Genomic DNA, 22145 nt, shown 5'->3' with positions numbered 1-22145 from the left:
GCCGCCTCCCGAGCCCGCGTCCCGAGCACCGCCTCGTGAGCGCGGCCGCCCGAACGACTCGTCCCGGGCGCTACCTCTTGAGCGCCAGCCAGCGCAGCGCCAGCAGGTAGCCCTCGACGCCCAGCCCCACGATCACGCCGCTCGCCACCGCCGAGATCACGCTGTGGTGCCGGAACTCCTCGCGCTGGTGGATGTTCGAGATGTGCACCTCGACCAGCGGCGCGGTCAGCTGCGAGCACGCGTCGCGCACGGCGATCGAGTAGTGCGTCCAGGCGGCGCCGTTCAGCACCACCGGGATCGAGAGGTCGGCGGCCTCGTGCAGCCACGCGACCATCTCGCCCTCGTGGGCGGTCTGGCGGACCTCTACCTCGAAGTTCAGTTCCTTGCCCTCGGCGACGCACAGGTCGACGAGGTCCTTGTAGGTGGTGCGGCCGTAGACGTCGGGCTCGCGGGTGCCGAGGCGGTCGAGGTTGGGGCCGTTCAGGACGAGGACCCTCACAGCAGCACCTTTCCGGAGCCCGTGGTCGGCTCGGCGGCGACGGCCGAGTACGCGGCGGCGATCAGGGCCGGGTCCGGGCCTTCGAGACGGCCCGGCTTGGCGAGGCCGTCCAGGACGACGAAGCGGAGCACGCCCGCCTTGTTCTTCTTGTCGACCTTCATGCCCTCCATGAGCTGCGGGAGGCCGTCCGGGTCGTACGTCGTCGGCAGGCCGAGCAGCTCCAGCACGCGCTTGTGGCGGTCGGCGGTCTCGTCGTCGAGGCGGCCGGCGAGGCGGGCCAGTTCGGCGGCGAAGACCAGGCCCACGCTGATGGCGGCACCGTGGCGCCAGCGGTAGCGCTCGCGGCGTTCGATGGCGTGGCCGAGGGTGTGGCCGTAGTTCAGGATCTCGCGCAGCGACGACTCGCGCAGGTCCGCCGTGACGACGTCGGCCTTGATCTGGATCTTGCGGCGGATCAGCTCGGCCAGCACGTCGCCGGTCGGGTCGAGGGCCAGGGCCGGGTCGGCCTCGATCAGGTCGAGGATGACCGGGTCGGCGATGAAGCCGCCCTTCACGATCTCGGCCATGCCGGCGATGAGCTCGTTGCGCGGCAACGTCTCCAGCGTCGCGAGGTCGACGAAGATCGCGTCGGGCTCGTAGAACGTGCCTACGAGGTTCTTGCCCGCGTCGGTGTTGATGCCGGTCTTGCCGCCGACCGCCGCGTCGACCATGCCGAGCAGCGTCGTCGGGATGTTGACCAGCCGCACGCCGCGCATCCACGTGGACGCGACGAAGCCCGCGAGGTCCGTCACCGCGCCGCCGCCGAGGCCGACGACGACGTCGGTGCGCGCCAGGCCGATCTTGCCCAGCACGTCCCAGCAGAAGCCCGCGACGGCCAGGTCCTTGCCGTCCTCGGCGTCGGGGACCTCGACGCGGTGCGCGTCGACCCCGACCGCCTTGAGCTCGTCGACCAGCACCTTCGCCGTCTCGGCCAGCGTCGGCTGGTGCACGATCGCGATCTTGGCGACAGGAGCCAGGAACTCGACGATGTCGCCGAGCAGGCCGCGGCCGATCACCACGTCGTAGGGCTTCTCCGCGGCGACCCGGATGCGCACGGGCTCGGTCATGCTTCAGCTCCCTTGATCACCGCGTCGGTCACCTGCTCCGGGTCCAGCGAATCCGTCAGGACCTCGATCGTCGCGACCTCGCGGTACAGCGGCAGGCGCGCGTCCAGCAGCGCCTTGAACGTGGCACGCGGGTTCATGCCGGTCAGCAGCGGCCGTGAGGACGACAGCCCGGTGCGGCGCACTCCCTCGGCCATGCCCACGTTCAGGAACACGACGGTGTGCTCGGCCAGGCGTTCGCGGGTCGTGGCGGACAGCACCGCTCCCCCGCCCAGCGCCAGCACGCCCTCGTGCTCGACGAGCGCCTTGGCGACCGCTTCCTCTTCCATGGCGCGGAAAACGGGCTCGCCGTCGTCGGTGAAGATGTCCGAGACGGGCTTGCCCGCGAGCGCGACGATGTCCGCGTCGACGTCGCGGAACGGCAGCGACAGCCGCGCGGCCAGCAGTTCGCTGACGGTGGTCTTGCCGGCGCCGGGCGGGCCGACGACCACGAAGCGCGGGCTCACATGCCCTCCCAGCGGGCTTCCAGCGCCTTGAGGTACGCGTGGGCGTTGCGGCGCGTCTCGTCCAGCGAGTCGCCGCCGAACTTCTCCAGCGCGGCCTCGGCCAGCACCAGCGCCACCACCGACTCCAGCACCACACCGGCGCGCGGCACGGCGCAGACGTCCGAACGCTGGTGGATCGCGGTGGCGGCCTCGCCGGTGCGAACGTCCACAGTGGCCAGTGCGCGCGGCACGGTCGAGATGGGCTTCATCGCCACGCGGACGCGCAGGATCTCGCCGTTGGTGATGCCGCCCTCGAGGCCGCCTGCGCGGTTCGAGCGGCGCGTCACGCCGACCGGGCCGCTGCCGCGGTCGATCTCGTCGTGCGCCTGCGAACCCCAGCGCTTGGCCGACGTGAAGCCGTCGCCGATCTCCACGCCCTTCATCGCCTGCACACCCATCAGGGCGGCGGCCAGGCGCGCGTCGAGCCGGCGGTCCCAGTGCACGTGCGAGCCGAGACCCGGCGGAAGCCCGTACACGAGCACCTCGATCACGCCACCGACGGTGTCGGCGGCCTTCTGCACGGCCTCCACCTCGGCGACCATCGCGTCGGTGCCGCGGGAGTCGAAGCAGCGCACCGGCGACTCGTCGATCGCGGGCAGGTCGTCGGGCGTCGGCAGCGCGGAGTCCTCCGGCGTCTCGGCCTTGCCGATGGACACCACGTGGCTCAGGACCTGCACGCCGAGCAGCTGCTGCAGGAACTGGCGGGCGACCGTGCCGAGCGCGGTGCGGGCGGCCGTCTCACGGGCGGAGGCGCGCTCCAGCACCGGGCGGGCCTCGTCGAACCCGAACTTCTGCATGCCGGGCAGGTCGGCGTGGCCGGGGCGCGGGCGGGTGAGGGCCTCGTTGCGGCCGGTGGGCTTGAGCAGGCTCGGGTCGACCGGGTCCGGCGACATGACCGTCTGCCACTTGGGCCACTCGGAGTTGCCGATCGTGACCGCGACCGGACCGCCCTGGGTCTTGCCGTGGCGGACGCCGCCGAGGATCTCGACCTCGTCCTGCTCGAACCCCATGCGCGGCGAGCGACCGAAACCGAGCCTGCGGCGCCCGAGCTGGGCTACCAGGTCGTCGGTGGTCACCTCCACCCCGGCGGGCATGCCCTCCAGGACGGCGACGAGGGCGGGGCCGTGTGACTCTCCAGCGGTGATCCAGCGCAGCACGTCCACAATCCTTTCACAGCGTCGTCAAAGCCCAGGTGGCGGCCAGCAGCCCCGGTCCGTGCGGCACGGCACGGCGTCTTCGCAGCACCGCGAGGGCGAGGGTGACCGCGCTCGCCAGGATCGCCGCGGGTAGCAGGGACGGCAGCGGGAGCGCCGCGCCGAGCCCGAAGGCCAGCTTCACGTCCCCGCCGCCCATGAACTCCGGCCGCAGGCGCCGCACGATGAGATGAGCGCCACCGAAAACGAGCGCGGACAGCACGGCGGCTCCCAGCCCGTGGAACGCCAGGAGCAGGAGCGCGGCACCCAAAGGGAGGGTCAGCGCGTCCGGCAACCGGTGGTGCCGCAGGTCGATCACCGCGAGCACGATGCCGACACACGCCAGCACGAACGAGGAGGGCGGTGCGTCCAGGACGTCCGCGACCGTCCACAACGCACTCAGCACAGACGCGAGCAGGACCGTGGTCATGACACCACGGTCCTGCTGGGTACGGCTCGGGCACAAATCCTGACCCGTCGTGAACGGTCCATCCACGCACGGCTCAACGATGCCTCAGACCTGGCTGGGAGAACGCCAGGAACAACGGTTCAGCGAGACCAGTCGAACAGGGCGTCGTTCGCCGCCACGTCCACGCCGACGGCGAGGTCGGCCAGCACCTCGGCGGACGCGTCCAGCGCGATCACCGGGCAGATCGGCGCGAACCCGGCAGCCTCGACCTCGGCCGGGTCCCACGTCACGATCTTCTGACCGGCCTGGACCTGCTCGCCCTTGACGACGTGCAGCTCGAAGCCCTCGCCCTTGCGCTTCACGGTGTCGATGCCGAGGTGCACGAGGATCGCCGCACCGTCACCGCTGGCCACCACGAACGCGTGCGGGTGCAGCGTCACGATCGTGCCGTCGAGCGGCGAGACCACGTCGGACTTCGACCGGACGGGCTCGACGGCCACGCCGGGTCCGACCATCGCCTCGGCGAAGACCTGGTCCGGCACCTCGGAGAGCGCGACCACGCGGCCGGCCACGGGGCTGCCGACGCGGAGGCTCACAGGAGGTCCTCGATGTCCGACGCGATGGTGTCCGCCTCGGGTCCGACGACGACCTGGACGACGTTGCCGGAACGCATGACTCCGTGCGCTCCCAACGCCTTCAGGGCCTTCTCGTCGACGACGGAACCGTCTTCGAGCTCACACCGCAGGCGGGTGATGCAGGGCTCGATCTCGATGATGTTGTCCCGGCCGCCCAGCGCCTCGAGGATCTTCTGAGCCTTCTCGTCAGCCACGTTCGTACCTCTCGTTCCCGTAACAGCGGTTGACACCCGCTCGGTGCGCGGAGCATTCTCCCGCACCAACTGGTCTAGACCGGAAAGTACCACTAGCGAGGAGGTGACCGAGTGAACGAGATCGTGGACGGGCCCAAGCCCAAGCACGCGCAGCTGCGCGAGATCCTGCGAAAGCTGGCCGAACAGGAGCTCGCACCCGGTTCACCGATCCCGTCCGAGCGCGATCTCGCCGAGCGGTACGGAGTCTCTCGCATCACAGTGCGGGCCGCAGTCGGCCAACTGGTCGCCGAAGGCCTGCTCACGCGGGCCAAGGGACGTGGGACGTTCACCGCCAAGCGGCGCTACGACCTGCAGCTCTTCCTGGCCTCGTTCACCTCGGACATGAAGGCGCGCGGGGTAGAACCCAGCACCGAGGTGATCAGCTGCGGCCAGGCGGCACCGGGCTCGAAGGCCTCGCTGGGCCTGGAGGCCGACGAGTACGCGTACCGCGTCGTGCGGCTGCGCAAGGCCGACGGGGCACCGCTGGCGCTCGAGGCCGGCTGGTACAGCCCGCACGTGCTTCCCGAGCTTGACCGATGCGACTTGACCGGGTCGATCTACGAGATCATCGCGACCCGGTACGGAGTCCAGCTGGACCACGCGCGGCAGACCGTGTGGGCAGAGACCGCCGACGCGGAGACCGCGAAGGCGCTCGACGTCCGCAAGGGCAGCCCGCTCCTCGTGTTCAGGAGGGTCGCCAGCTCCGACGGGCGGCCCTGTGAAGACGTGACCTCCTGGTACCGGGGCGATCTCTACCAGGTGACCATGCAACTGGACCGGACCGTCCCGGGTCCCGGTCTGAACTCCGCCAAGGGAGGAACCCGATGAGCACGGACGCCGCAACTGGTGGTCGTGAGATCAAGGGCCTCGCCACGTTGCAACGCTTCGGTCGCAGCCTCATGCTGCCGATCGCCGTGCTGCCCGCGGCAGGTCTGCTGCTCCGCTTCGGCCAGCCCGACATGCTGGGCAAGGACGGTCTGGGCTGGAACGCCGTCGCCTCGGTGATCGGTGCGGCGGGCGACGCGCTGTTCAGCAACCTCGCCCTGCTGTTCGCCGTCGGCATCGCCGTCGGTTTCGCACGGCGCGGTGACGGCTCCACGGCGCTCGCCGGCGTCGTCGGCTACGTCGTGCTGACGAGCGTCTTCAAGGCGATGTCGCCGCTGGTCCTCGACCAGCCGACCGACCCGGCCGCCAAGCCCGAGGTGATCAACTACGGCGTCCTCGGCGGTATCGTCGTCGGCCTGTTGACCGCCCTGCTGTGGCAGAAGTACCACCGCATCAAGCTGCCCCCGTACCTGGCGTTCTTCGGTGGCCGCCGGTTCGTCCCGATCATCGTCGCCGGTGTCATGACGCTCGTCGGCGTCCTGCTCGGCCTGGTCTACCCGTGGTTCGACGCGGGCCTGACCGCCATCGGTGAGTGGGTCACGGGCAGCACGATCATCGGCGCGTTCATCTACGGTGTCGTGAACCGCCTGCTGATCCCGCTGGGTCTGCACCACATCGTCAACAACGTCGTGTGGTTCCAGTTCGGCGAGTACAACGACAAGACCGGTGACATCCCGCGCTTCCTCGCGGGCGACCCGACCGCCGGCACGTTCCAGACCGGCTTCTTCCCCATCCTCATGTTCGCGCTGCCCGCCGCCGCACTGGCGATCGTGCACACCGCGAAGCCGAGCCAGCGCAAGCTCATCGGCGGCATCATGGGCTCCGCCGCCCTCACCGCGTTCATCACCGGTGTGACGGAGCCGCTCGAGTTCGCGTTCATGTTCGTGGCGTGGCCGCTGTACCTGATCCACGCGTTCCTCACGGGTACGTCGCTCGCGATCTCGAACGCCCTGGGCGCGCACGACGGCTTCTCGTTCTCGGCCGGTGCGATCGACTTCATCCTTAACTGGAACATCGCGACCAAGCCGTGGCTGCTGATCGTCCTCGGCCTGATCTACGGTGCGATCTACTACTTCCTGTTCCGCTTCGTCATCACCAAGTGGAACCTGAAGACGCCGGGTCGTGAGGACGACGAGTCGCCGGAGGCCGACGAGAGCATCGTCGGCGGCAGTGGCGACACGGCGGTGCGCGAGAAGCGCGCCACCGACGAGAACAAGTAAGCGAAAACAGCTCTACCGGGAGGAACCATCATGGCCGAGCGACGGGTCACCGTGGCCAGCAAGGTCGGACTGCACGCCCGGCCTGCCGCACTGCTGGCGAAGGCCGCCGCCGACCAGCCGGTGACGGTCACCATCAGCAAGGACGGCGGCGAAGCCGTCGAAGCGGCGAGTGTCCTGGGACTCATGACCCTGGGCGCGATGCATGGTGACGAGGTGGTGCTCAGCGCCGACGGGGACGGAGCGGATGCCGCTCTGGACGCCATCGCCGAACTGATCGCCACCGATCACGACGAGTGAGCCGGGTTGTGAGTGGTCTCGATCGCCCCGACGGCCGAGACCACTCACAACCCACCCGAAGTGCAGCACGACACCCGCGGTCACGACGCCGGCCAAGGTCGGCGGCGTGACCTGCGGGTGGCTCACCATCAGCCAGACGCCTCCCACGGCCAGCGCGGGCGGCACGACGAGTCCCGCGGTCCACCTGCGCAGCAACAGGAACGCGAGCGTCGAGACCAGCAGCGCCGCGCCGAGCGTGTCGCTGAACCGGTGCCAGCCGAGCGACACGGTCTCCGCCGCGACCGCTCCCGCGCCGATCGCCCCCGGTACCGCCACGAACAGCGCGAACCGCCTGGGCACCGCCATCGTCACCGCGATCACCGACGCCACCGCGGCGGTCGTGTGTCCACTCGGGAAGCTGTTGTGCACCAGCACGGCGTCGTCGTCGAGCGGCGGCCGCACCAGCACGTAGAGCTTCAGGACCTGCGCGCCCAGCACCGAACCACCGAGCAGCAGCAACGGTGTGAGCGACTTCTTGCGTGCGAAGAGGATCACGAGGACAGCGGCGACGAGGATCACCATGTCCACGTTGGACGCCCACGAGTGTTGCAGTGACAGTTCGGGCAACGCGGCGTTCTCCGCCTTCTGCCCGAACGACGTCCACACCAGCGCGAAGTACGTGAAGAGGAATCCCAGCAAGCTTCCGGCCATGTCTTCGAGAGTTCGCGAGCCGCTCCATGAGAACGTGCACGGCATGTCATGGTTCCGCTACAGAACCGGCGCCGGTGCCGTCTCCTGCCGATAATGGATCTCGTGGCGATGGTCTTGCTGGTCGAGGACGACCCTTCGGTGCGTGAAGGACTCGGGCTGGCGTTGCGCCGTCAGGGACACGACGTCCGAGCCGCGGGAACGGGTGAGGAAGGCGTCGAGAGGCTGCGCGAGTCCCGCCCCGACATCGTGGTCCTCGACATCATGCTGCCCGGCATCGACGGCTTCGAGACGTGCCGCCGGATGCGCACGCACGCCGAGGTGCCGATCATCATGCTGACCGCCCGCGGCGACGACTTCGACGTGGTGGCGGGCCTGGAGGCGGGCGCGGACGACTACGTGGTCAAACCGGTCGAGCCGCGCGTGCTGGAGGCCCGCATCCGCGCCGTGCTGCGGCGGACCGTGTCCGAGCCGTCGTCGATCGAACGGCACGGCTCGCTGGTGATCGATCGGGCAGGTCTGCAGGTGCTCAAGAACGACGTGAAGGTCGCGCTGACCCCGACCGAGCTGAAGCTGCTGCTGGAGCTCTCCCGCACCCCCGGCCGCGTGCTGACCCGCCAGCAGATCCTGGAGGCGGTCTGGGAGCACGACTACCTCGGCGACTCGCGGCTGGTCGACGCGTGCGTGCAGCGGTTGCGCGCGAAGATCGAGGACGTGCCCTCCGACCCCGGTTACGTCCACACCGTGCGTGGTTTCGGTTACCGCTTCGGCCCGCGATGAGGTCGTTGCTGCGCGGCCTGCGGCCCAGGCTGATGGCCGCGTTCCTGCTGCTGACGGTGCTGGGCGCGGTGGGGGCGGCGGGCGCCTCGTACGCGACCGCCCGCACGTTGCTGCTGGAGGACGCGCAGGACGGCTTCATGAACCCGCTCGTGAAGGACGTCCGCGACTACGCGCCCCGCCTGACCGTGCCGCCGGCGCAGCGGGACCTGGACGACTTCGCGTCGTACCTGCGCGGCTCGGCGGTCGTGACGTACCAGGGCATGCGCTCCGTGAACGGCCCTGACCCGTCGTTCATCCCCGCCGAGATGCGCGAGATGCTCAAGACGAGCGGGACGACCCTCTGGCAGCGCCGCACCGATCTGACCGACCCGTACGTCGTCGTGGGCATCCCGCTGCTGCGCCCGGACGGCACGCCGACCGGGGTGGAGGTGTGGGCGCTGCTGTACCTGAGGGGCCCGCAGGCCGCCATCGACAGTTTCTCCACGGCCGCCTGGGTGGGCGTCAGCCTGGTGCTCCCGCTGGCCCTCGGCCTCGCCCTGTTCACCGCACGAGGGGTGCTGCGCCCGGTCCGCCGCCTCGGCGCCGCCGCCCGCGCGCTGGGGTCCGGCCGCCTGGACAGCCGCGTCGACGTCCGCGGGTCCGACGAGCTCGCCGACCTGGCCCGCACGTTCAACCAGGCAGCCGAGCAGCTGGAAGCGTCCCAGGCCGCCTCACGCCGTTTCGTGGCCGACGTGTCGCACGAGCTCCGCACACCCCTGACCGCGATGAACGCCGTGACGGCCGTGCTGGACGAGGACGCCGACACGTTGCCGCCCGACACGGCCGTCGCCGCCCGCCTGGTCTCCGCCGAGACCCGCAAGCTCACCCGCCTGGTCAACGACCTGATGGAGATCTCCCGCTTCGACGAGGGCCGCAACCTCCTCGAACTGGACGACTGGGACATCGGCACCGCGGTCCGCGACACCCTCGCCGCCCGCGGCTGGGCCACGTCCGTCGAGGCGTCGCTGCCCGAGGGCGTGGTGGCCAGGGTGGACCGCCGCCGCCTCGACGTCATCGTCGCCAACCTCGTGGGCAACGCGCTCAAGCACGGCGGCGTCCCGGTGCGCGTCTCCGTGCGGCCGGGCGTCATCGAGGTGGCGGACAACGGCCCCGGCATCCCCGCCGACGCACTCCCCCACATCTTCGACCGCTTCTACAAGGCAGACACGGCCCGCTCCCGTTCCGAGGGCAGCGGACTGGGATTGGCGATCGCATGGGAGAACGCACGCCTGCACGGCGGCACCATCGAGGCGGCCAACGCGCCCTCGGGCGGCGCGGTCTTCACCTTGCGCTTGCCCTCGTGACCCTCACGGCCTGCGGCATCCGCCCGACCCCCGTCCTCACCGGTGCGGAGGCGCCGACCGTCTCGTCGCACGAGGTGGTCGTCTACCTCGTCACGCCCGAACGGGACGGCCTCACCCGGCGGACCCGCACCTACACGGGCCTCGTAGACATCACGACCGGCACGAACCTGCTGCTGGCAGGGCTCACCGACGAGGAGAAGAAGCTCGGCCTGGTGAGCGAGGTGCCCACGACGTCCGCCAGGGCGGTCTCGGTGCTGAACCTGGTCGTGCTGCCCGAGGAGGTCGCGCAGCAGCTGTCGTCCAAGTGGGGGATCTTCCAGGTGTACTGCACGGCTCGGGCCAGCAAGGCGAACGTGGCCGGGGTGACGATGCCCGACGACTTCTGCCCTTAGTGTTCGTAGAGCACTTCCGGCGACGTGTTGGTGAGATGGCCGTCGTACGGGCCGACCTTGGTCACGCGCGCGCCGTCGCGGAACACGATCTGCAGCCCGTGCTCGACCTCCCACGCGCATTCGGCCTCGACGTTGACGTACACGGCCTCGTCGTGACGCTGGACGAGGATGTCGTGGCCCGCGAACGTGACGTGGTCCCAGACGTCGCTGGGCCCGGCGATGCGGGGGAAGTCGTCCAGGCCGTCGCCGAAGACCTCGCCCATGTGCCGGTAGTAGTCGAAGACACCGGTCGCCGCCGCGTCCAGCGCCGTGTGGTCCAGCGCCAGGAACGAGCGGACGGCGGCGTGGAAGTCGCCCTGGGCCTCGTCGTCCTCGTACCCCTCGACGTGGAACACGAACGGGACGCCGCCGAGCACCGGCACCGGGATCGGCGCGCTGGCCAAACCCTCGTAGTCGTCCTCGGTCACGGTCCCGAGCCCAGGAATCTCCACGACCGCGATCGTAGGAGAAGGCGGGACGCACCGGCGGCCGTGGTGCCGGAACCGGTCGGCCCACGCGCCCAAGCGGAGCCCCCGGCGGACACACCCGTGCGTCCCACCCACCGGCTCTCCCAAGGTGAGGAACACCGGCATCCGATGACCGCGGGCGAGTGGCACATCGTCCGCAGCCAAACGAGTCACGCGTAGGCAACCACACGGCTCGCGCGGACGGGAGTTCCGAGGCCCAGGATCTGACCGAAAGTTACGGGGTGTCTCAGGAGCGGGCGGCCAGCGCGGCGTTCAGCGCCGACCGCATGACGTCCTGCGGCGCGGGCTTGCCGGTGAACTGCTCGAACTGCCCGAAAGCCTGGTGCAGCAACATGTCCAGCCCCGTGGCCAGCCTGGTCCCTGAGGCCTCGACGGCCGCGGCCACCGGCGTGGGCCACGGGTGGTAGATCACGTCCAGCACGTACGGCGCCCGCGCGATGGCCTCGGCCAGCGGCACGGTGGCCTCGGCGGGCACCGTCGACACCACCACGTCCGCGGCACCGGCCAGCACGGCGAGGTCCACAGAGGACAGTTCCAGCACGTCGACGGTGACGCCGACCCGCGACGCGGTCTCCAGCGCCTCCCCCGCACGCGCGGGATCGCGCACCACCAGGGAGACCGAGGAGATCCCGAGCTCGGCGAGCCCGGCCAGCGCGGCCGTGGCCGTCCCGCCCGCACCCAGCACGACACCGTGCGAACCGCCGGAGAAACCCTTCTCCCGCAACGCCCCCACGACACCGTCCACATCGGTGCAGTCGGCGTGCCACTCGGACCCGTTGCGCACCAGCGTGTTCGCCGCGCCCACGGCCGAGGCACGCGGGGTCACGACCGACGCGAACGCCAGCGCCGCGCGTTTGGTCGGCATCGTGCACGACAGGCCCGCCCACTCCGGTCCCAGCGACGACACCAGGGCGGGCACGCCGGCCTCGGAGCACTCCAGGCGGGAGTACTCCCAGTCGAGGCCCAGTTCGGCGTAGGCGGCGTTGTGCAGCACGGGTGAGAGGGAGTGCTCGATCGGCGAGCCGATCACCGCCGCCTTACGCACCGTCACTAGTAGACGCCTTCCTTCTGCGCCTTCTGGTCGAGCCTGTTGTGCTCGTCGAGGTTGTCCGAGAAGCACGACGTCCCGTCCGTCTGGCACTTCACGAAGAACTTGATGGTGCCGGCCTCCGGGTTGATCGCGGCGGCGACGGCCTGCTGCGAGGGCGAGCCGATCGGGGTCGGCGTCAGGCCCTGCCGGTTGTAGGTGTTGTACGGCTGGTCCGCGTTGCGGTCCGCGTCGGACGTGCGGATGTGCGGCTGGTTGTTGCGGTAGTTGATGGTCGAGTCGAACTGCAGCGGCATCGGCTCGGCCATCCGGTTGTAGATGACCCGCGAGACCTTGCCGAAGTCCTTCTCGATGGCTTCCTTCTCGATCAACGAGGCGATCACGAGCACCTCGTACGGGCGGAAACCGGTGTTCATGGTGCCGCCGGGGATGCCGGCGCCCTGGAGCTTCTGGGCGGAGGCGACGATGACGCTGCGGATCAGCTCGACCGCGCTCACGCCCGGCTTGACCTGGTACACGCCGCGCATGATCAGGCCTTCGAGGCGGAACTGCGGTTCGGCGGCCTTCACGTCGGCGAGTGCCCAGTCCGGCACGCCGAGTGCGACCGGGTCGGTCTGCTCGGCGGCGGCCTTGATCTCCTCGGCGCTCAGGCAGACCTTCGCGCCGTCCTTCTCCGTGCAGCTCGCGGCGGCGAGCTGGGAGTAGATGCCGGGGACGGTCTTGCCGTTGGCCTGGATGTCGGTGAGCTTCAGGCCACCGACGATCTGGACGGCGGGGACGCGCGTCTTCGGGTCGATCATGCGCGCGACGGCGTTCTGACCCGACATCTTCGTCTTCATCAGGTAGAAGCCGGGCTGGATCGACGTCACGCGGGTGTCGGTCTTGCTGGCCTCGACGAAGGCGCGCGCGGAGGCGGTGACGCCGTTGTCGTACAGGGTCGACGCGATCTTGCTGACCACGTCGCCGTCCTGGACCTCGACGATGGCGTCGGCCTCGCCGGTGCCCGCGTAGTCCTCGAACGAGCCGATGCCGCGCAGTTCCTTGTAGCCGTAGTAGGCACCGCCCATGCCGACGGCGAGGACCAGCGCCACGACCAGCCACAGGATCGTCTTCTTGCGCTTCTTCGCCTTGGCCCTGGCGTTGTCCCGCTCGCGATCGCGCTTCCTGACAGGGCGTCGCTCATCTGCTTCGGGGTCTGTGAACAACCCGAGATCGTCGCCGCTCACGCCTCGTCCTTTCGGGCGGACACCGTCCGTGCCCGTGCGTCCAGCCAAGATTGCAGGATCTCGACAGCAGCGGCCTGGTCGACCACGGCACGCTGCTTCTTGCCCTTCACACCGCGCTGTGCCAGCACCCGGCTCACCACGACCGTCGTCAGGCGTTCGTCGCTGAGCCGCACCGGCACCGGGGCGATGCGTCCGGCCAAGGCGGCAGCGTACGCGCTCGCCGCCTCCGCCGCGGGACCGTGGCGGCCGGCCAGCGTCTTCGGCAAGCCGACCACGACCTCGACGACGTCATGTTCGGCGACGAGACGTACAAGCTCCGTGAGGTCCGAGCCGCGCTTCTCGTCCCGCTGCAGGGTGACCAGCGGGGTGGCCAGGAATGCGGACGGATCGCTGAGGGAGATTCCCACGCGAACCGACCCGACGTCGACGCCGAGCCTCCTGCCGAGGCCCGGGTCGCCGACATCAGTGGAATCAGCGCTGTTCAAGCACCTTGTCCAGTTCGTTGGTGAGGGCCGTGATGGCGTCGGGAACGCCGGCGGGGTTCGTGCCGCCGCCCTGGGCCAGGTCCGGCTTGCCGCCACCGCGGGCGGCGATGGCCGGGCCGAACACCGGGACGAGCTTGCCGGCGGCGAGGCCCAGGTCGCGGGCGGCGGCCGTGGTGGCCACCACGAAGCTGACCTTGTCGCCGTCGGTGGAGAACAGGGCCACCACACCGGGCTTGCTGCCCAGGCGGTTGCGGACCTCGCCACCGAGGGTGCGCAGGTCGTTGCCAGACACGCCCTCGAGGCCCAGGGCCACCAGCGACAGGCCGCGGATGTCGAGGGCCTTGTCGGCCAGCGCCCCGGCGTTGCCCAGCAGCTCGGCGGCGCGGACCTTCTCGAGCTCCTTCTCGGCGGACTTCAGGCGCTCGACCAGCGACTCGATCCGCTCGGGCAGGCCGTCGGAGCCGACCTTGAGCATGTCGGAGAGGTTCTGCACGATGGCGCGTTCCTTGGCGAGGAACCGCATGGCCTCGATGCCGACGTAGGCCTCCAGGCGGCGCACGCCGGACCCGACGGACGACTCGCCCAGCAGGGTGATGGCGCCGATCTGCGACGAGTGCTCGACGTGGGTGCCACCGCAGAGCTCGCGGGACCACTCGCCACCGATCTCGATGACGCGCACGGTCTCGTCGTAGGTCTCGCCGAACAGGGCGACGGCACCGAGCTCCTGGGCACCGGCCATGTCGGTGTAGACGACGCTGACCGGCAGGTCGCGGCGCACGGCGAGGTTCGAGACCTCCTCGATCTCGCTCTTGGCCTCGGCGGACAAGCCACCGGTCCAGGCGAAGTCGAGCCGCAGGTAGCCGGGCTTGTTGTACGAACCGCTCTGCAGGGCGGACGGGCCGAGCACGTGGCGCAGGGCGGCGTGCACGACGTGCGTGCCCGAGTGGCCCTGGCGGGCGCCGACACGCCACTCCGGGTCGACGCGGGCCTCGACGTGCTCGCCCTCGCTGATCTCACCGGACTTCACGCGCACCTGGTGCACCCACAGCTTGCGGGCGACCTTCTGCACGTCGAGCACTTCCAGCTCGGCGTTGCCGGTGACGATCGTGCCGGCGTCGGACTCCTGGCCACCGGACTCGGCGTAGAGCGGCGTGCGGTCCAGCACGACCTCGACGATGTCGCCCTCGCGGGCAGACTTCACCCGAGCACCGTTGAGCACGATGCCACGCAGCGTGGCCTCGGAGGCGAGCTCGGTGTAGCCGGTGAACTCGGTCGGGCCCTGCTCCAGCAGCTCGCGGTACACCGACTGGTCGCCGTGGCCGGTCTTCTTGCCGGCGGCGTCGGCCTTGGCGCGGGCGCGCTGCTCGGCCATCAGCTTGCGGAAGCCGTCCTCGTCGACGCTCAGGCCGGCCTCGGAGGCCATCTCCAGCGTGAGGTCGATCGGGAAGCCGTACGTGTCGTGCAGCTGGAAGGCCTGGGCACCGGGCAGCGTGGCGCGGCCGTCGGACTTCACCTCGGCGGCGGCGTGCTCGAAGATCCGCGAGCCGGCGTCCAGCGTGCGGAGGAACGTGTCCTCCTCGGCCTTGAGCACCTGCTGGATGCGGGCGAACCCGCTGACCAGCTCGGGGTAGGCCTCGCCCATCGAGTCGCGGACGACCTCGGCGAACTGCTGCAGCACCGGCTCGTTCACGCCGAGCAGGCGGCTGCTGCGCACGATGCGGCGCAGCAGGCGGCGCAGCACGTAGCCGCGGGCCTCGTTGCCGGGCGTGACGCCGTCGCCGACCAGCAGCACACCGCTGCGGGCGTGGTCGGCGATGACGCGGAAGCGGATGTCGTCGATCTCGCTGGCGCCGTACTTGCGGCCGGAGAGCTCCTCGGCCTTGGTGATGACGGCGCGGACCAGGTCGGTCTCGTAGACGTTGTCGACGCCCTGCAGCAGGTAGGCGACGCGCTCGACGCCCATGCCGGTGTCGATGTTCTTCGACGGCAGCTCACCGATGACCGGGTAGTCCTTCTTGGCACCACCCTCGCCGCGGATGTTCTGCATGAAGACGAGGTTCCAGATCTCCAGGTACCTGTCCTCGTCGACTACCGGGCCGCCCTCCTTGCCGTACTCGGGGCCGCGGTCGTAGTAGATCTCCGAACACGGGCCGCACGGGCCGGGGACGCCCATCGACCAGAAGTTGTCCTCGACGCCGCGGCGCTGGATGCGCTCCAGCGGCATGCCGGCGACCTTCTGCCACAGCTCGATGGCCTCGTCGTCGTCCAGGTAGACCGTGACCCAGATGCGCTCGGGGTCGAAGCCGTAGCCACCGTCGGACTGGGAGTTGGTGATCAGCTCCCAGGCCAGCCGGATGGCGTCTTCCTTGAAGTAGTCGCCGAGCGAGAAGTTGCCGGCCATCTGGAAGAACGTCAGGTGGCGCGTGGTCTTGCCGACCTCGTCGATGTCCGGCGTGCGCACGCACTTCTGGATGCTCGTCATCCGCGGGGCGGGCGGCGGGGCCTCGCCGAGGAAGTACGGCTTGAACGGCACCATGCCGGCGTTGACGAACAGCAGGTTCGGGTCGTCGAGCAGCAGGGAGGCGCTGGGGATGTACTTGTGCCCGGCCTTCTCGAAGTGCTCGCGGAAACGCTTGATGATCTCGTGGGTCTGCACGGGAAGTTCCTTGTGTGTTGCTGGGGAAAAGTCAGGGCACGGGTATGAGGCGAACGACTAGTGCTTGCCGTTCGCCCTGGGCGCTCGGCGCCCCGGCGTGAATCCCGTCTGACGTTCCACGGTGTCCTGCAACTCCTGTTCCCGTTCGGCCATTCCCGCGCGCACCTCGGCCCCGAAGGAACCGAGCGCGCCGGCGAGTTCGCGCAGGCCTTCACCCACGTTAGCGCCGATACCGGCAGGAGTCGCCTGCTTAGTCACGTCGGCGGCCTTCTTCGCGACGAACAGGCCTGCCGCGGCACCCAGGCCGAACCAGAAGAGGCGGCTCACTTCGCACCTCGCCTGGGGCGGCGCTTGGTGTGCTTGTTCGGCTGCTCGGCGGCCTTGCGGCGCGCCTTGACGGCCTTGCTCACGCCGTAGGACAGCGCGGCGGCCTTGACCAGCGGGCCGCCGAGAGTGGCGGTGAACAGGCTGGTGAGCGCCGAGACGTTGCCCGTCACGGCGCGCGCGTTGGCCGTGATGCCGTCGACGCGCTCAAGCTGCGTGTTCACGTGCGTGAGCGTCGTGTTGGCCTCGACGAACAACGGGTCCGTGTTCTCGTGGGCCTTGCGCATCGCGATCGTGGCCTCGTCGAAGAAACGCGCCGCCTTGATCGCCACGATCCCCACGATGAGCACGAGCAGCACGAAGGCACCGGCGGCGAGCCACCCTGGCGACACGGATCCTCCTGGTGAACAGGCGTTCGGGCTTGGTTGCGGGTGAGATTACCGGGTGGGTCCGACACCCGGCCGGGCGGCACCTTTTGTTGATCTTCAACGCCCCGTGGCGCCGTCGAGCTGCTCCCGGAGGATGTCGGCGTGGCCCGCGTGCCGGGCGGTCTCGGTGGTCATGTGCGCGAGTACCCACCGCAGCGTCTTCCGCACTCCCTCGACCGGGACGACCATGAGCGCCTCCGGGTCACCGGCGGCCTCGATCGCCGCGTCGCTGCGGGCGATGGCGGCGCGGTAGTCCGCGAGCACCGTCGCCACCTCGCGGCCGGCGGGCACGGTCATGTCGAACTCATCGGCCTCCGACCACTCCGCTCCGGCCAGGTGGTGGCCGAACCAGTAGTGCTCGGCCTCGGCGAGGTGCTGGACCAGCCCCAGGATCGACGTGCCGCTCGCGACCAGCGGCCGCCGCAGCTCCTCGTCGCCGAGCCCCTCCGCCTTCTTGAGCACGCAGTGCCGCTGGAACTTCAGGAACGCGTGGGCGACGTCGAGCTCGCCCGTGTCGACCCGGGGCACGGGTTCGCGCTGGATCTCTGCCATGCGCAGAAACTACGGAAGCCAATTGGAACGGACCACTCATTGACTCACAGCCGTCACAGCCTGTGAAATACCCGTCACACAGGGCTTGACACTCGGTCCTGCACAGCGGAAGTCAGGCCACCCTAAGTTGACCCGTGCAGGAGGCCCAGTGAAGCCGGTGTCGCACCTGGACTCCTATCGCCCGCAGATCACGGCCGGTCCCCCGCCGGTGCCGGAGCTGTCGATGCCGTGGGACGCCCGCGTCGCGCGTTCGGACGGCTACGACCTGCACCTGGTGCACCGCTGGAACCAGGCACCGCACGTGGCGGCGTTCTGGCGGCAGGCCTGGACGCTGACGCAGTGGGAGGACCGGCTGCAGGAGGAGCTGGCGGGCGACGACGTCCGGCCGCTGCTGATCAGCTGGCACGGCCGGCCCGTCATCTACGCCGAGGTCTACCGCGCGGCCAGGCACGCCGTCGCCCGCTGCTACCAGGCGCGGCCGCACGACCTGGGCCTGAACCTCGCGGTCGGCGAGCTGGCGATGACCGACCGCGGACTCGTGCGGTCGCTGCTCCCCCGGCTCACCGACGCGCTGTTCGAGGCCGATCAGCACTGCACGCGGATCGTGCTGGAACCGGACGTGCGCAACACACGGGCCATCAGGTCGTTCGAGGCCGGTGGGTTCGTGGCGGCGGACGAGATCATGCTGCCCGGCAAGGTCGCGCTGCTGATGGTCTGCCGTCGTTAGAACGCGGTGATGTCCTGCGGTGCGCGTTCCTTGCGGCTGAGCGCGCGCACCACGTCGATCGCGGGCCGCTTGTTGAGCGCCATGCGGGTCAACAGGTCGATGACGGTCTCGTTGACCCGGCGCGGGAACTCCGGCGTCTGCACGCCCACGCTCACCGCGAGGTCGTCGGAGTGCACGACGAACTCCATCAGGCGGCTGACCAGGTACTCGTCCAGCGGCACCGCCCACGGCCCCCAGTGCGGCATCCGCACGCCCCGGTTCTCCAGGCCCGGCAACGACTTCCCGAGTTCTTCGAGGGCCTGCTCGACCCTCTGACACAGGTCGTCCCGGCCTTCGGCCGCGAGCTTCTCGCCGCCGGCGCGGATGCGGGTGTGGAACTCGGAGTCGACGTCCAGGTCGGTCCACTTGGCGCGCTCGTAGTGCTCCATCAGCGAGATGACCGGCTCGTCGCCCAGCGGCGTGGAGATCATGCCCGGCAACGGCAGCACCTGGTAGCCGATGTGTCCGGCCAGTCCGCTGACACCGAACTCGGGCAGGGCGCTCGGCTGGTCCCAGTGCCGCGCGACCTCGGGGGCGCGCAGGAGGTCGAGCGCGATGCGGGCGGTGGTCAGAAAGTCTTCTCTGATCGTCACTTCGCCGAAGCTACGCGAACCGGGGCCTGCGCCGAAGGCGTTTTCACTCGCCCCGGATCACCCGGCGCAGCCGCGGCAACCGTTCCGCCACAGCGCGTTCGTTACCGCGGCCGGTCGGCTCGTAGTAGTCGCGCCCCACCAGGTCGTCCGGCGCGTACTGCTGCGTGAGCACGCCCTCCGGCACGTCGTGCGGGTACCGGTAGCCCTGCGCGTTGCCCAGCTTCGCCGCGCCCGCGTAGTGCCCGTCGCGCAGATGTGCCGGCACGGAACCGATGGCGCCCTTGCGGACGTCCTCGATGGCGGAGTAGATCGCGGTGGTGACGGCGTTCGACTTCGGCGCGGTGGCGAGGTGGATCGTGGCCTGCGCCAGGTTCAGGGTGCACTCGGGCAGGCCGATGAGCTGCACGGCCTGGGCCGCAGCCACGCACGTCTGCAACGCCGTCGGGTCGGCCATGCCGACGTCCTCGCTGGCGTGGATCACCAGCCGCCGCGCGATGAACCGCGGGTCCTCGCCCGCCTCGATCATCCGCGCGAGGTAGTGCAGGGCCGCGTCGACGTCCGAGCCGCGGATCGACTTGATGAACGCCGACGTCACGTCGTAGTGCTGGTCGCCGTCGCGGTCGTAGCGCACCGCCGCCTTGTCCACAGTGGACTCCAGCAGCGCCAGCGTGATCACGCCCTCGTTCGACGCCAGCGCGGAGTCGGCCGCGGCCTCCAAAGCCGTCAGCGACCGGCGCGCGTCGCCACCGGCCAGCCGGATCAGGTGGTCCTCCGCCTCGGGCTCCAGCACCACGGAACCACCCAGGCCGCGCTCGTCGGACACCGCGCGCTGGATGACCGAGCGCACGCCGTCGTCGCTCAACGACCTGAGCTGCAGCACGAGCGACCGCGACAGCAGGGGCGACACGACCGAGAAGAACGGGTTCTCCGTGGTGGCCGCGACGAGCAGCACGATCCGGTCCTCGACCGCGCCGAGCAGGGCGTCCTGCTGCGTCTTGGAGAACCGGTGCACCTCGTCGATGAACAGCACGGTCGACTCGCCGGACCGCACCAGGCGGCGCCGGGCCTCGTCGATGACCGACCGCACCTCCTTGACCCCGGCCGACAGCGCGCTCAAGGCGACGAACCGGCGTCCGGTCGCCTTCGAGACCAGCGTCGCGAGGGTCGTCTTGCCGGTGCCGGGAGGGCCGTAGAGCATCACGGACGCCGGCGTGGCGCCCTCGACCAGGCGGCGCAGCGGGGCACCGGGGCCGAGCAGGTGGTCCTGACCGACGACCTCGTCCAGCGTGGCCGGACGCATCCGCACGGCCAGCGGGGCGTTGGCCGCGATGCGCTCGGCCTTCTCCTCGTCGGTCGCGCCGAAGAGGCCCTCGTCGAACAGACCTTCGCTCATGCGTTCGAGCCTAGTTGACGTGCTCCTGTCCTGACGGACGGGATTCCCGCACGGCTACGCCATGGCCGGGATGCTTCCTGTTTCAACGCCCTGTGCCACTCCGAAGAGCGGTCTTACCTGGGCTCCGCAGGCGTTTGACCTCTCCGCACGCCCTGCGGCGAGGATGTTTCGAGCAGCGTTGTGATCCCGGTCGTGGGTGGTCGCGCAACTGGGGCACGTCCATTGCCGGATGTTGAGCGGCATGGTTTCCATGTGGTGCCCGCACTTCGAGCACATCTTGGAACTGGGCAACCACCGCGAAACCGCGTGCACGGTACGGCCATGGCGATCGGCCTTCTGCTTGAGCAACTGGATGAACTGACCCCATCCGGCATCATGTATCGCGCCTGCCAGCCTGCGGTTGCGCACCATGCCGGTGATGTTGATGTCCTCCACGTAGACCGCTTGGTTGTCGCGGACCAGGCCCAAGGCCTGCTTGTGGTGGAAATCCCGGCGTGCTCGAGCGACCTTTCCATGATGGACGGCGACCAGGCGTCGCGCCTTCGCGCGGTTGCAGCTGCCCTTGGACTTGCGCGCTAGAGCACGCTGAGCGTGGGCAAGCCTGCGCTGGGCGCGGGCCAGGTGTCTCGGGTTGAGGATGTCACGCCGGCTTCCACCGGTGCAGGCGATCGTGGCCAGTCGGGTGATGCCGAGATCGATGCCCGACTCCTGCTCGATCGACGGCAACGGGGTCGGCTCGATCTTCACCACGAACGACGCGTAGTAGTGGCCATCCGGTTCCCGGATGATCGTGACCGACGACGGTTCACAGGGCAGGTCACGGGACCAGCGCACCGCCACGTCACCGATCTTCGCCAGGTACAGCCGCCCACCGGGACGCAGGCAGAACCCGTTGCGGGTGAGCCTGAACGACTGCCGGTTGTCCTTGCGGGACTTGAACCTGGGCTTTCCCACCCTGCGACCACGGTGTTTCCCTGACAACGAGTCGAAGAAGTTGCGGTAGGCGCGATGCGCGTCCTGCACAGACTGCACCAGCGCCACCGAAGCCACTTCGGACAACCACGCCCTCTGCTCGGTCGCCTTCGCGGCTGTGATCACGCGCCGCTGCACCTCGGTCGGCAAGATCCTCTCGCCGGCCGCGCGAGCATCCTCACGGCAGCGGATGGCATCGTTGAACACCACCCGCGCACTCCCGAACGTGCGTGCGAGCATCCCGCGTTGAACCACGGTGGGTTCGATCCGATAGCGGTACCTGGCCAGCACGCCGATCACCGTAGCGCGTGGAAGTGAGCACCAAACGGGTCATGTGCGAGGATCGCGTTCCGTGCCCATCCCTCGTGCCGTGCTGCTCGCCGGACCCTCCGGCTCCGGCAAGTCGACACTCGCCGCCCACCTCGGCTGGCCGGTCCTTCGCCTCGACGACTTCTACCGCGACGGCGACGACCCGCTGCTCCCCCGCGACGAGCACGGCAGGGCCGACTGGGACGACGTCGGCTCGTGGAACGCGGACAAGGCCCTCCAGGCGATCGTCGAGCTCTCGAACACGGGCAGGACCGACGCGCCGGTCTACTCCATCAGCGAGGACCGCGCGGTCGGCACCCAGACGATCGAGCTCGGCGACGCGCCCGCGTTCATCGCGGAGGGCCTGTTCGCGGACCTGCTGGTCCAGGGCGCGAAGGACGCAGGGGTGCTGCGGGACGCGATCGTGCTGGCGCCGAGTCCGCCCGTCACGTTCGTGCGCCGGTTCGCCCGCGACGTCGCCGAGGCCCGCAAGCCGGTGCCGACGCTGGTCAGGCGCGGGTTGCGGCTGATGCGCGAACAGCCTCAGGTGGTCAGGCGGTGCGTCAGCGCGGGCATGCGGCGCACGACACCGGCCAAGGCGCGGACCGAGCTCGTTTCGTGATCGGGTTGCCGGGTGGCGGTGGC

At 69.9% G+C, this 22145-nt stretch carries 26 protein-coding genes and 1 pseudogene; 8 read left to right on the top strand and 19 right to left on the bottom strand.

From position 1 onward, the window contains the following. Positions 1–70: 70 nt before the first annotated feature. From aroQ to ACSHWB_RS28755, 7 genes are all read right to left on the bottom strand, one after another. A complete protein-coding gene (aroQ, locus tag ACSHWB_RS28785) occupies positions 71–499 on the bottom strand; it encodes a type II 3-dehydroquinate dehydratase (RefSeq protein ID WP_439656410.1) in 429 nt (142 codons plus the stop codon). Continuing rightward, positions 496–1605, bottom strand: a complete 1110-nt coding sequence (aroB, locus tag ACSHWB_RS28780) for a 3-dehydroquinate synthase (RefSeq protein WP_439656409.1) — start codon at positions 1603–1605, stop codon at positions 496–498. Before aroB ends, aroQ begins: the two co-directional genes overlap by 4 nt. Further along, the gene (locus tag ACSHWB_RS28775) at positions 1602–2108 is read right to left on the bottom strand and encodes a shikimate kinase (RefSeq protein WP_439656408.1); all 507 of its coding nucleotides are present in this window, start codon (positions 2106–2108) and stop codon (positions 1602–1604) included. The genes aroB and ACSHWB_RS28775 overlap by 4 nt, the downstream gene beginning before the upstream one ends. After that, the gene (gene aroC / locus ACSHWB_RS28770) at positions 2105–3304 is read right to left on the bottom strand and encodes a chorismate synthase (protein WP_439656407.1); all 1200 of its coding nucleotides are present in this window, start codon (positions 3302–3304) and stop codon (positions 2105–2107) included. The genes ACSHWB_RS28775 and aroC overlap by 4 nt, the downstream gene beginning before the upstream one ends. Positions 3305–3317: 13 nt before the next feature. Further along, complete coding sequence (locus tag ACSHWB_RS28765) at positions 3318–3770, bottom strand: prepilin peptidase (protein ID WP_439656406.1); 453 nt, start codon at positions 3768–3770, stop codon at positions 3318–3320. Between the two features lie 119 nt (positions 3771–3889). Beyond that, complete coding sequence (locus ACSHWB_RS28760) at positions 3890–4345, bottom strand: PTS sugar transporter subunit IIA (protein WP_439656405.1); 456 nt, start codon at positions 4343–4345, stop codon at positions 3890–3892. Continuing rightward, positions 4342–4578: a glucose PTS transporter subunit EIIB gene (locus tag ACSHWB_RS28755; RefSeq protein WP_090005969.1), complete on the bottom strand. Its 237-nt coding sequence runs from the start codon at positions 4576–4578 to the stop codon at positions 4342–4344. The genes ACSHWB_RS28760 and ACSHWB_RS28755 overlap by 4 nt, the downstream gene beginning before the upstream one ends. A gap of 111 nt (positions 4579–4689) precedes the next feature. On the opposite strand from ACSHWB_RS28755, the gene ACSHWB_RS28750 reads away from it, so the two are divergent. The 3 genes from ACSHWB_RS28750 to ACSHWB_RS28740 are packed head-to-tail and all read left to right on the top strand — an operon-like array spanning position 4690 to position 7019. Beyond that, positions 4690–5445 (top strand): GntR family transcriptional regulator, encoded by a 756-nt coding sequence (locus ACSHWB_RS28750; RefSeq protein WP_439656404.1) that lies wholly within the window; start codon positions 4690–4692, stop codon positions 5443–5445. Then, entirely contained in the window at positions 5442–6722 is a 1281-nt protein-coding gene (locus ACSHWB_RS28745) for a PTS transporter subunit EIIC (RefSeq protein ID WP_439656403.1), read from the top strand. Before ACSHWB_RS28750 ends, ACSHWB_RS28745 begins: the two co-directional genes overlap by 4 nt. Positions 6723–6752: 30 nt before the next feature. After that, on the top strand, positions 6753–7019 hold the full coding sequence (locus ACSHWB_RS28740; RefSeq protein ID WP_439664683.1) for an HPr family phosphocarrier protein: 267 nt from the start codon (positions 6753–6755) through the stop codon (positions 7017–7019). A 201-nt stretch (positions 7020–7220) separates the two neighbouring features. Here the strand turns inward: ACSHWB_RS28740 and ACSHWB_RS28735 are convergent. After that, a pseudogene (locus tag ACSHWB_RS28735) lies at positions 7221–7580 on the bottom strand (phosphatase PAP2 family protein); the annotation flags it as partial. Between the two features lie 231 nt (positions 7581–7811). On the opposite strand from ACSHWB_RS28735, the gene ACSHWB_RS28730 reads away from it, so the two are divergent. The 3 genes from ACSHWB_RS28730 to ACSHWB_RS28720 are packed head-to-tail and all read left to right on the top strand — an operon-like array spanning position 7812 to position 10221. Continuing rightward, positions 7812–8486, top strand: a complete 675-nt coding sequence (locus ACSHWB_RS28730) for a response regulator (protein WP_439656402.1) — start codon at positions 7812–7814, stop codon at positions 8484–8486. Next, positions 8483–9829: a sensor histidine kinase gene (locus ACSHWB_RS28725; protein ID WP_439656401.1), complete on the top strand. Its 1347-nt coding sequence runs from the start codon at positions 8483–8485 to the stop codon at positions 9827–9829. The genes ACSHWB_RS28730 and ACSHWB_RS28725 overlap by 4 nt, the downstream gene beginning before the upstream one ends. Continuing rightward, on the top strand, positions 9826–10221 hold the full coding sequence (locus ACSHWB_RS28720; protein WP_439656400.1) for a hypothetical protein: 396 nt from the start codon (positions 9826–9828) through the stop codon (positions 10219–10221). The genes ACSHWB_RS28725 and ACSHWB_RS28720 overlap by 4 nt, the downstream gene beginning before the upstream one ends. Here the strand turns inward: ACSHWB_RS28720 and ACSHWB_RS28715 are convergent. The 8 genes from ACSHWB_RS28715 to ACSHWB_RS28680 all read right to left on the bottom strand — a co-directional run bounded on the left by ACSHWB_RS28715 (position 10218) and on the right by ACSHWB_RS28680 (position 17467). Beyond that, positions 10218–10712, bottom strand: a complete 495-nt coding sequence (locus tag ACSHWB_RS28715) for a DUF6985 domain-containing protein (protein ID WP_439656399.1) — start codon at positions 10710–10712, stop codon at positions 10218–10220. The genes ACSHWB_RS28720 and ACSHWB_RS28715 overlap by 4 nt on opposite strands. Positions 10713–10974: 262 nt before the next feature. Continuing rightward, positions 10975–11799: a shikimate dehydrogenase gene (locus ACSHWB_RS28710; RefSeq protein ID WP_439656398.1), complete on the bottom strand. Its 825-nt coding sequence runs from the start codon at positions 11797–11799 to the stop codon at positions 10975–10977. After that, complete coding sequence (mltG, locus tag ACSHWB_RS28705) at positions 11799–13022, bottom strand: endolytic transglycosylase MltG (RefSeq protein ID WP_439656397.1); 1224 nt, start codon at positions 13020–13022, stop codon at positions 11799–11801. The genes ACSHWB_RS28710 and mltG overlap by 1 nt, the downstream gene beginning before the upstream one ends. Beyond that, complete coding sequence (gene ruvX, locus ACSHWB_RS28700) at positions 13019–13507, bottom strand: Holliday junction resolvase RuvX (RefSeq protein ID WP_439656396.1); 489 nt, start codon at positions 13505–13507, stop codon at positions 13019–13021. The genes mltG and ruvX overlap by 4 nt, the downstream gene beginning before the upstream one ends. Next, positions 13494–16163 (bottom strand): alanine--tRNA ligase, encoded by a 2670-nt coding sequence (gene alaS, locus ACSHWB_RS28695; protein WP_439656395.1) that lies wholly within the window; start codon positions 16161–16163, stop codon positions 13494–13496. Before alaS ends, ruvX begins: the two co-directional genes overlap by 14 nt. 57 nt (positions 16164–16220) lie before the next feature. Next, on the bottom strand, positions 16221–16490 hold the full coding sequence (locus ACSHWB_RS28690) for a hypothetical protein (RefSeq protein WP_439656394.1): 270 nt from the start codon (positions 16488–16490) through the stop codon (positions 16221–16223). Continuing rightward, entirely contained in the window at positions 16487–16879 is a 393-nt protein-coding gene (locus ACSHWB_RS28685; protein WP_439656393.1) for a DUF948 domain-containing protein, read from the bottom strand. The genes ACSHWB_RS28690 and ACSHWB_RS28685 overlap by 4 nt, the downstream gene beginning before the upstream one ends. A gap of 93 nt (positions 16880–16972) precedes the next feature. Beyond that, a complete protein-coding gene (locus ACSHWB_RS28680) occupies positions 16973–17467 on the bottom strand; it encodes a DinB family protein (RefSeq protein WP_439656392.1) in 495 nt (164 codons plus the stop codon). 148 nt (positions 17468–17615) lie between these two features. On the opposite strand from ACSHWB_RS28680, the gene ACSHWB_RS28675 reads away from it, so the two are divergent. Next, positions 17616–18194: a GNAT family N-acetyltransferase gene (locus ACSHWB_RS28675; protein WP_439656391.1), complete on the top strand. Its 579-nt coding sequence runs from the start codon at positions 17616–17618 to the stop codon at positions 18192–18194. Here ACSHWB_RS28675 and ACSHWB_RS28670 read toward each other — a convergent pair. Genes ACSHWB_RS28670 through ACSHWB_RS28660 form a run of 3 tightly spaced genes read right to left on the bottom strand, consistent with a single transcriptional unit; the run spans position 18191 to position 21482 of the window. Beyond that, entirely contained in the window at positions 18191–18826 is a 636-nt protein-coding gene (locus ACSHWB_RS28670; RefSeq protein ID WP_439656390.1) for a maleylpyruvate isomerase N-terminal domain-containing protein, read from the bottom strand. The two genes, ACSHWB_RS28675 and ACSHWB_RS28670, sit on opposite strands and share 4 nt — an antisense overlap. Before the next feature lie 43 nt (positions 18827–18869). After that, the gene (locus ACSHWB_RS28665) at positions 18870–20219 is read right to left on the bottom strand and encodes a replication-associated recombination protein A (RefSeq protein WP_439656389.1); all 1350 of its coding nucleotides are present in this window, start codon (positions 20217–20219) and stop codon (positions 18870–18872) included. A gap of 54 nt (positions 20220–20273) precedes the next feature. Beyond that, positions 20274–21482 (bottom strand): RNA-guided endonuclease InsQ/TnpB family protein, encoded by a 1209-nt coding sequence (locus tag ACSHWB_RS28660; protein WP_439656388.1) that lies wholly within the window; start codon positions 21480–21482, stop codon positions 20274–20276. 61 nt (positions 21483–21543) lie between these two features. Between ACSHWB_RS28660 and ACSHWB_RS28655 the strand changes: the two genes are divergently transcribed. Beyond that, the gene (locus ACSHWB_RS28655; protein ID WP_439656387.1) at positions 21544–22122 is read left to right on the top strand and encodes a uridine kinase family protein; all 579 of its coding nucleotides are present in this window, start codon (positions 21544–21546) and stop codon (positions 22120–22122) included. Positions 22123–22145: the final 23 nt, after the last annotated feature.

This window comes from Lentzea sp. HUAS TT2, assembly GCF_051853195.1.
In the GTDB taxonomy this organism is placed as follows: domain Bacteria; phylum Actinomycetota; class Actinomycetes; order Mycobacteriales; family Pseudonocardiaceae; genus Lentzea.
Note: the sequence above shows the minus strand (reverse complement) of the source record. Positions and strands in the feature narration are given on the sequence as shown.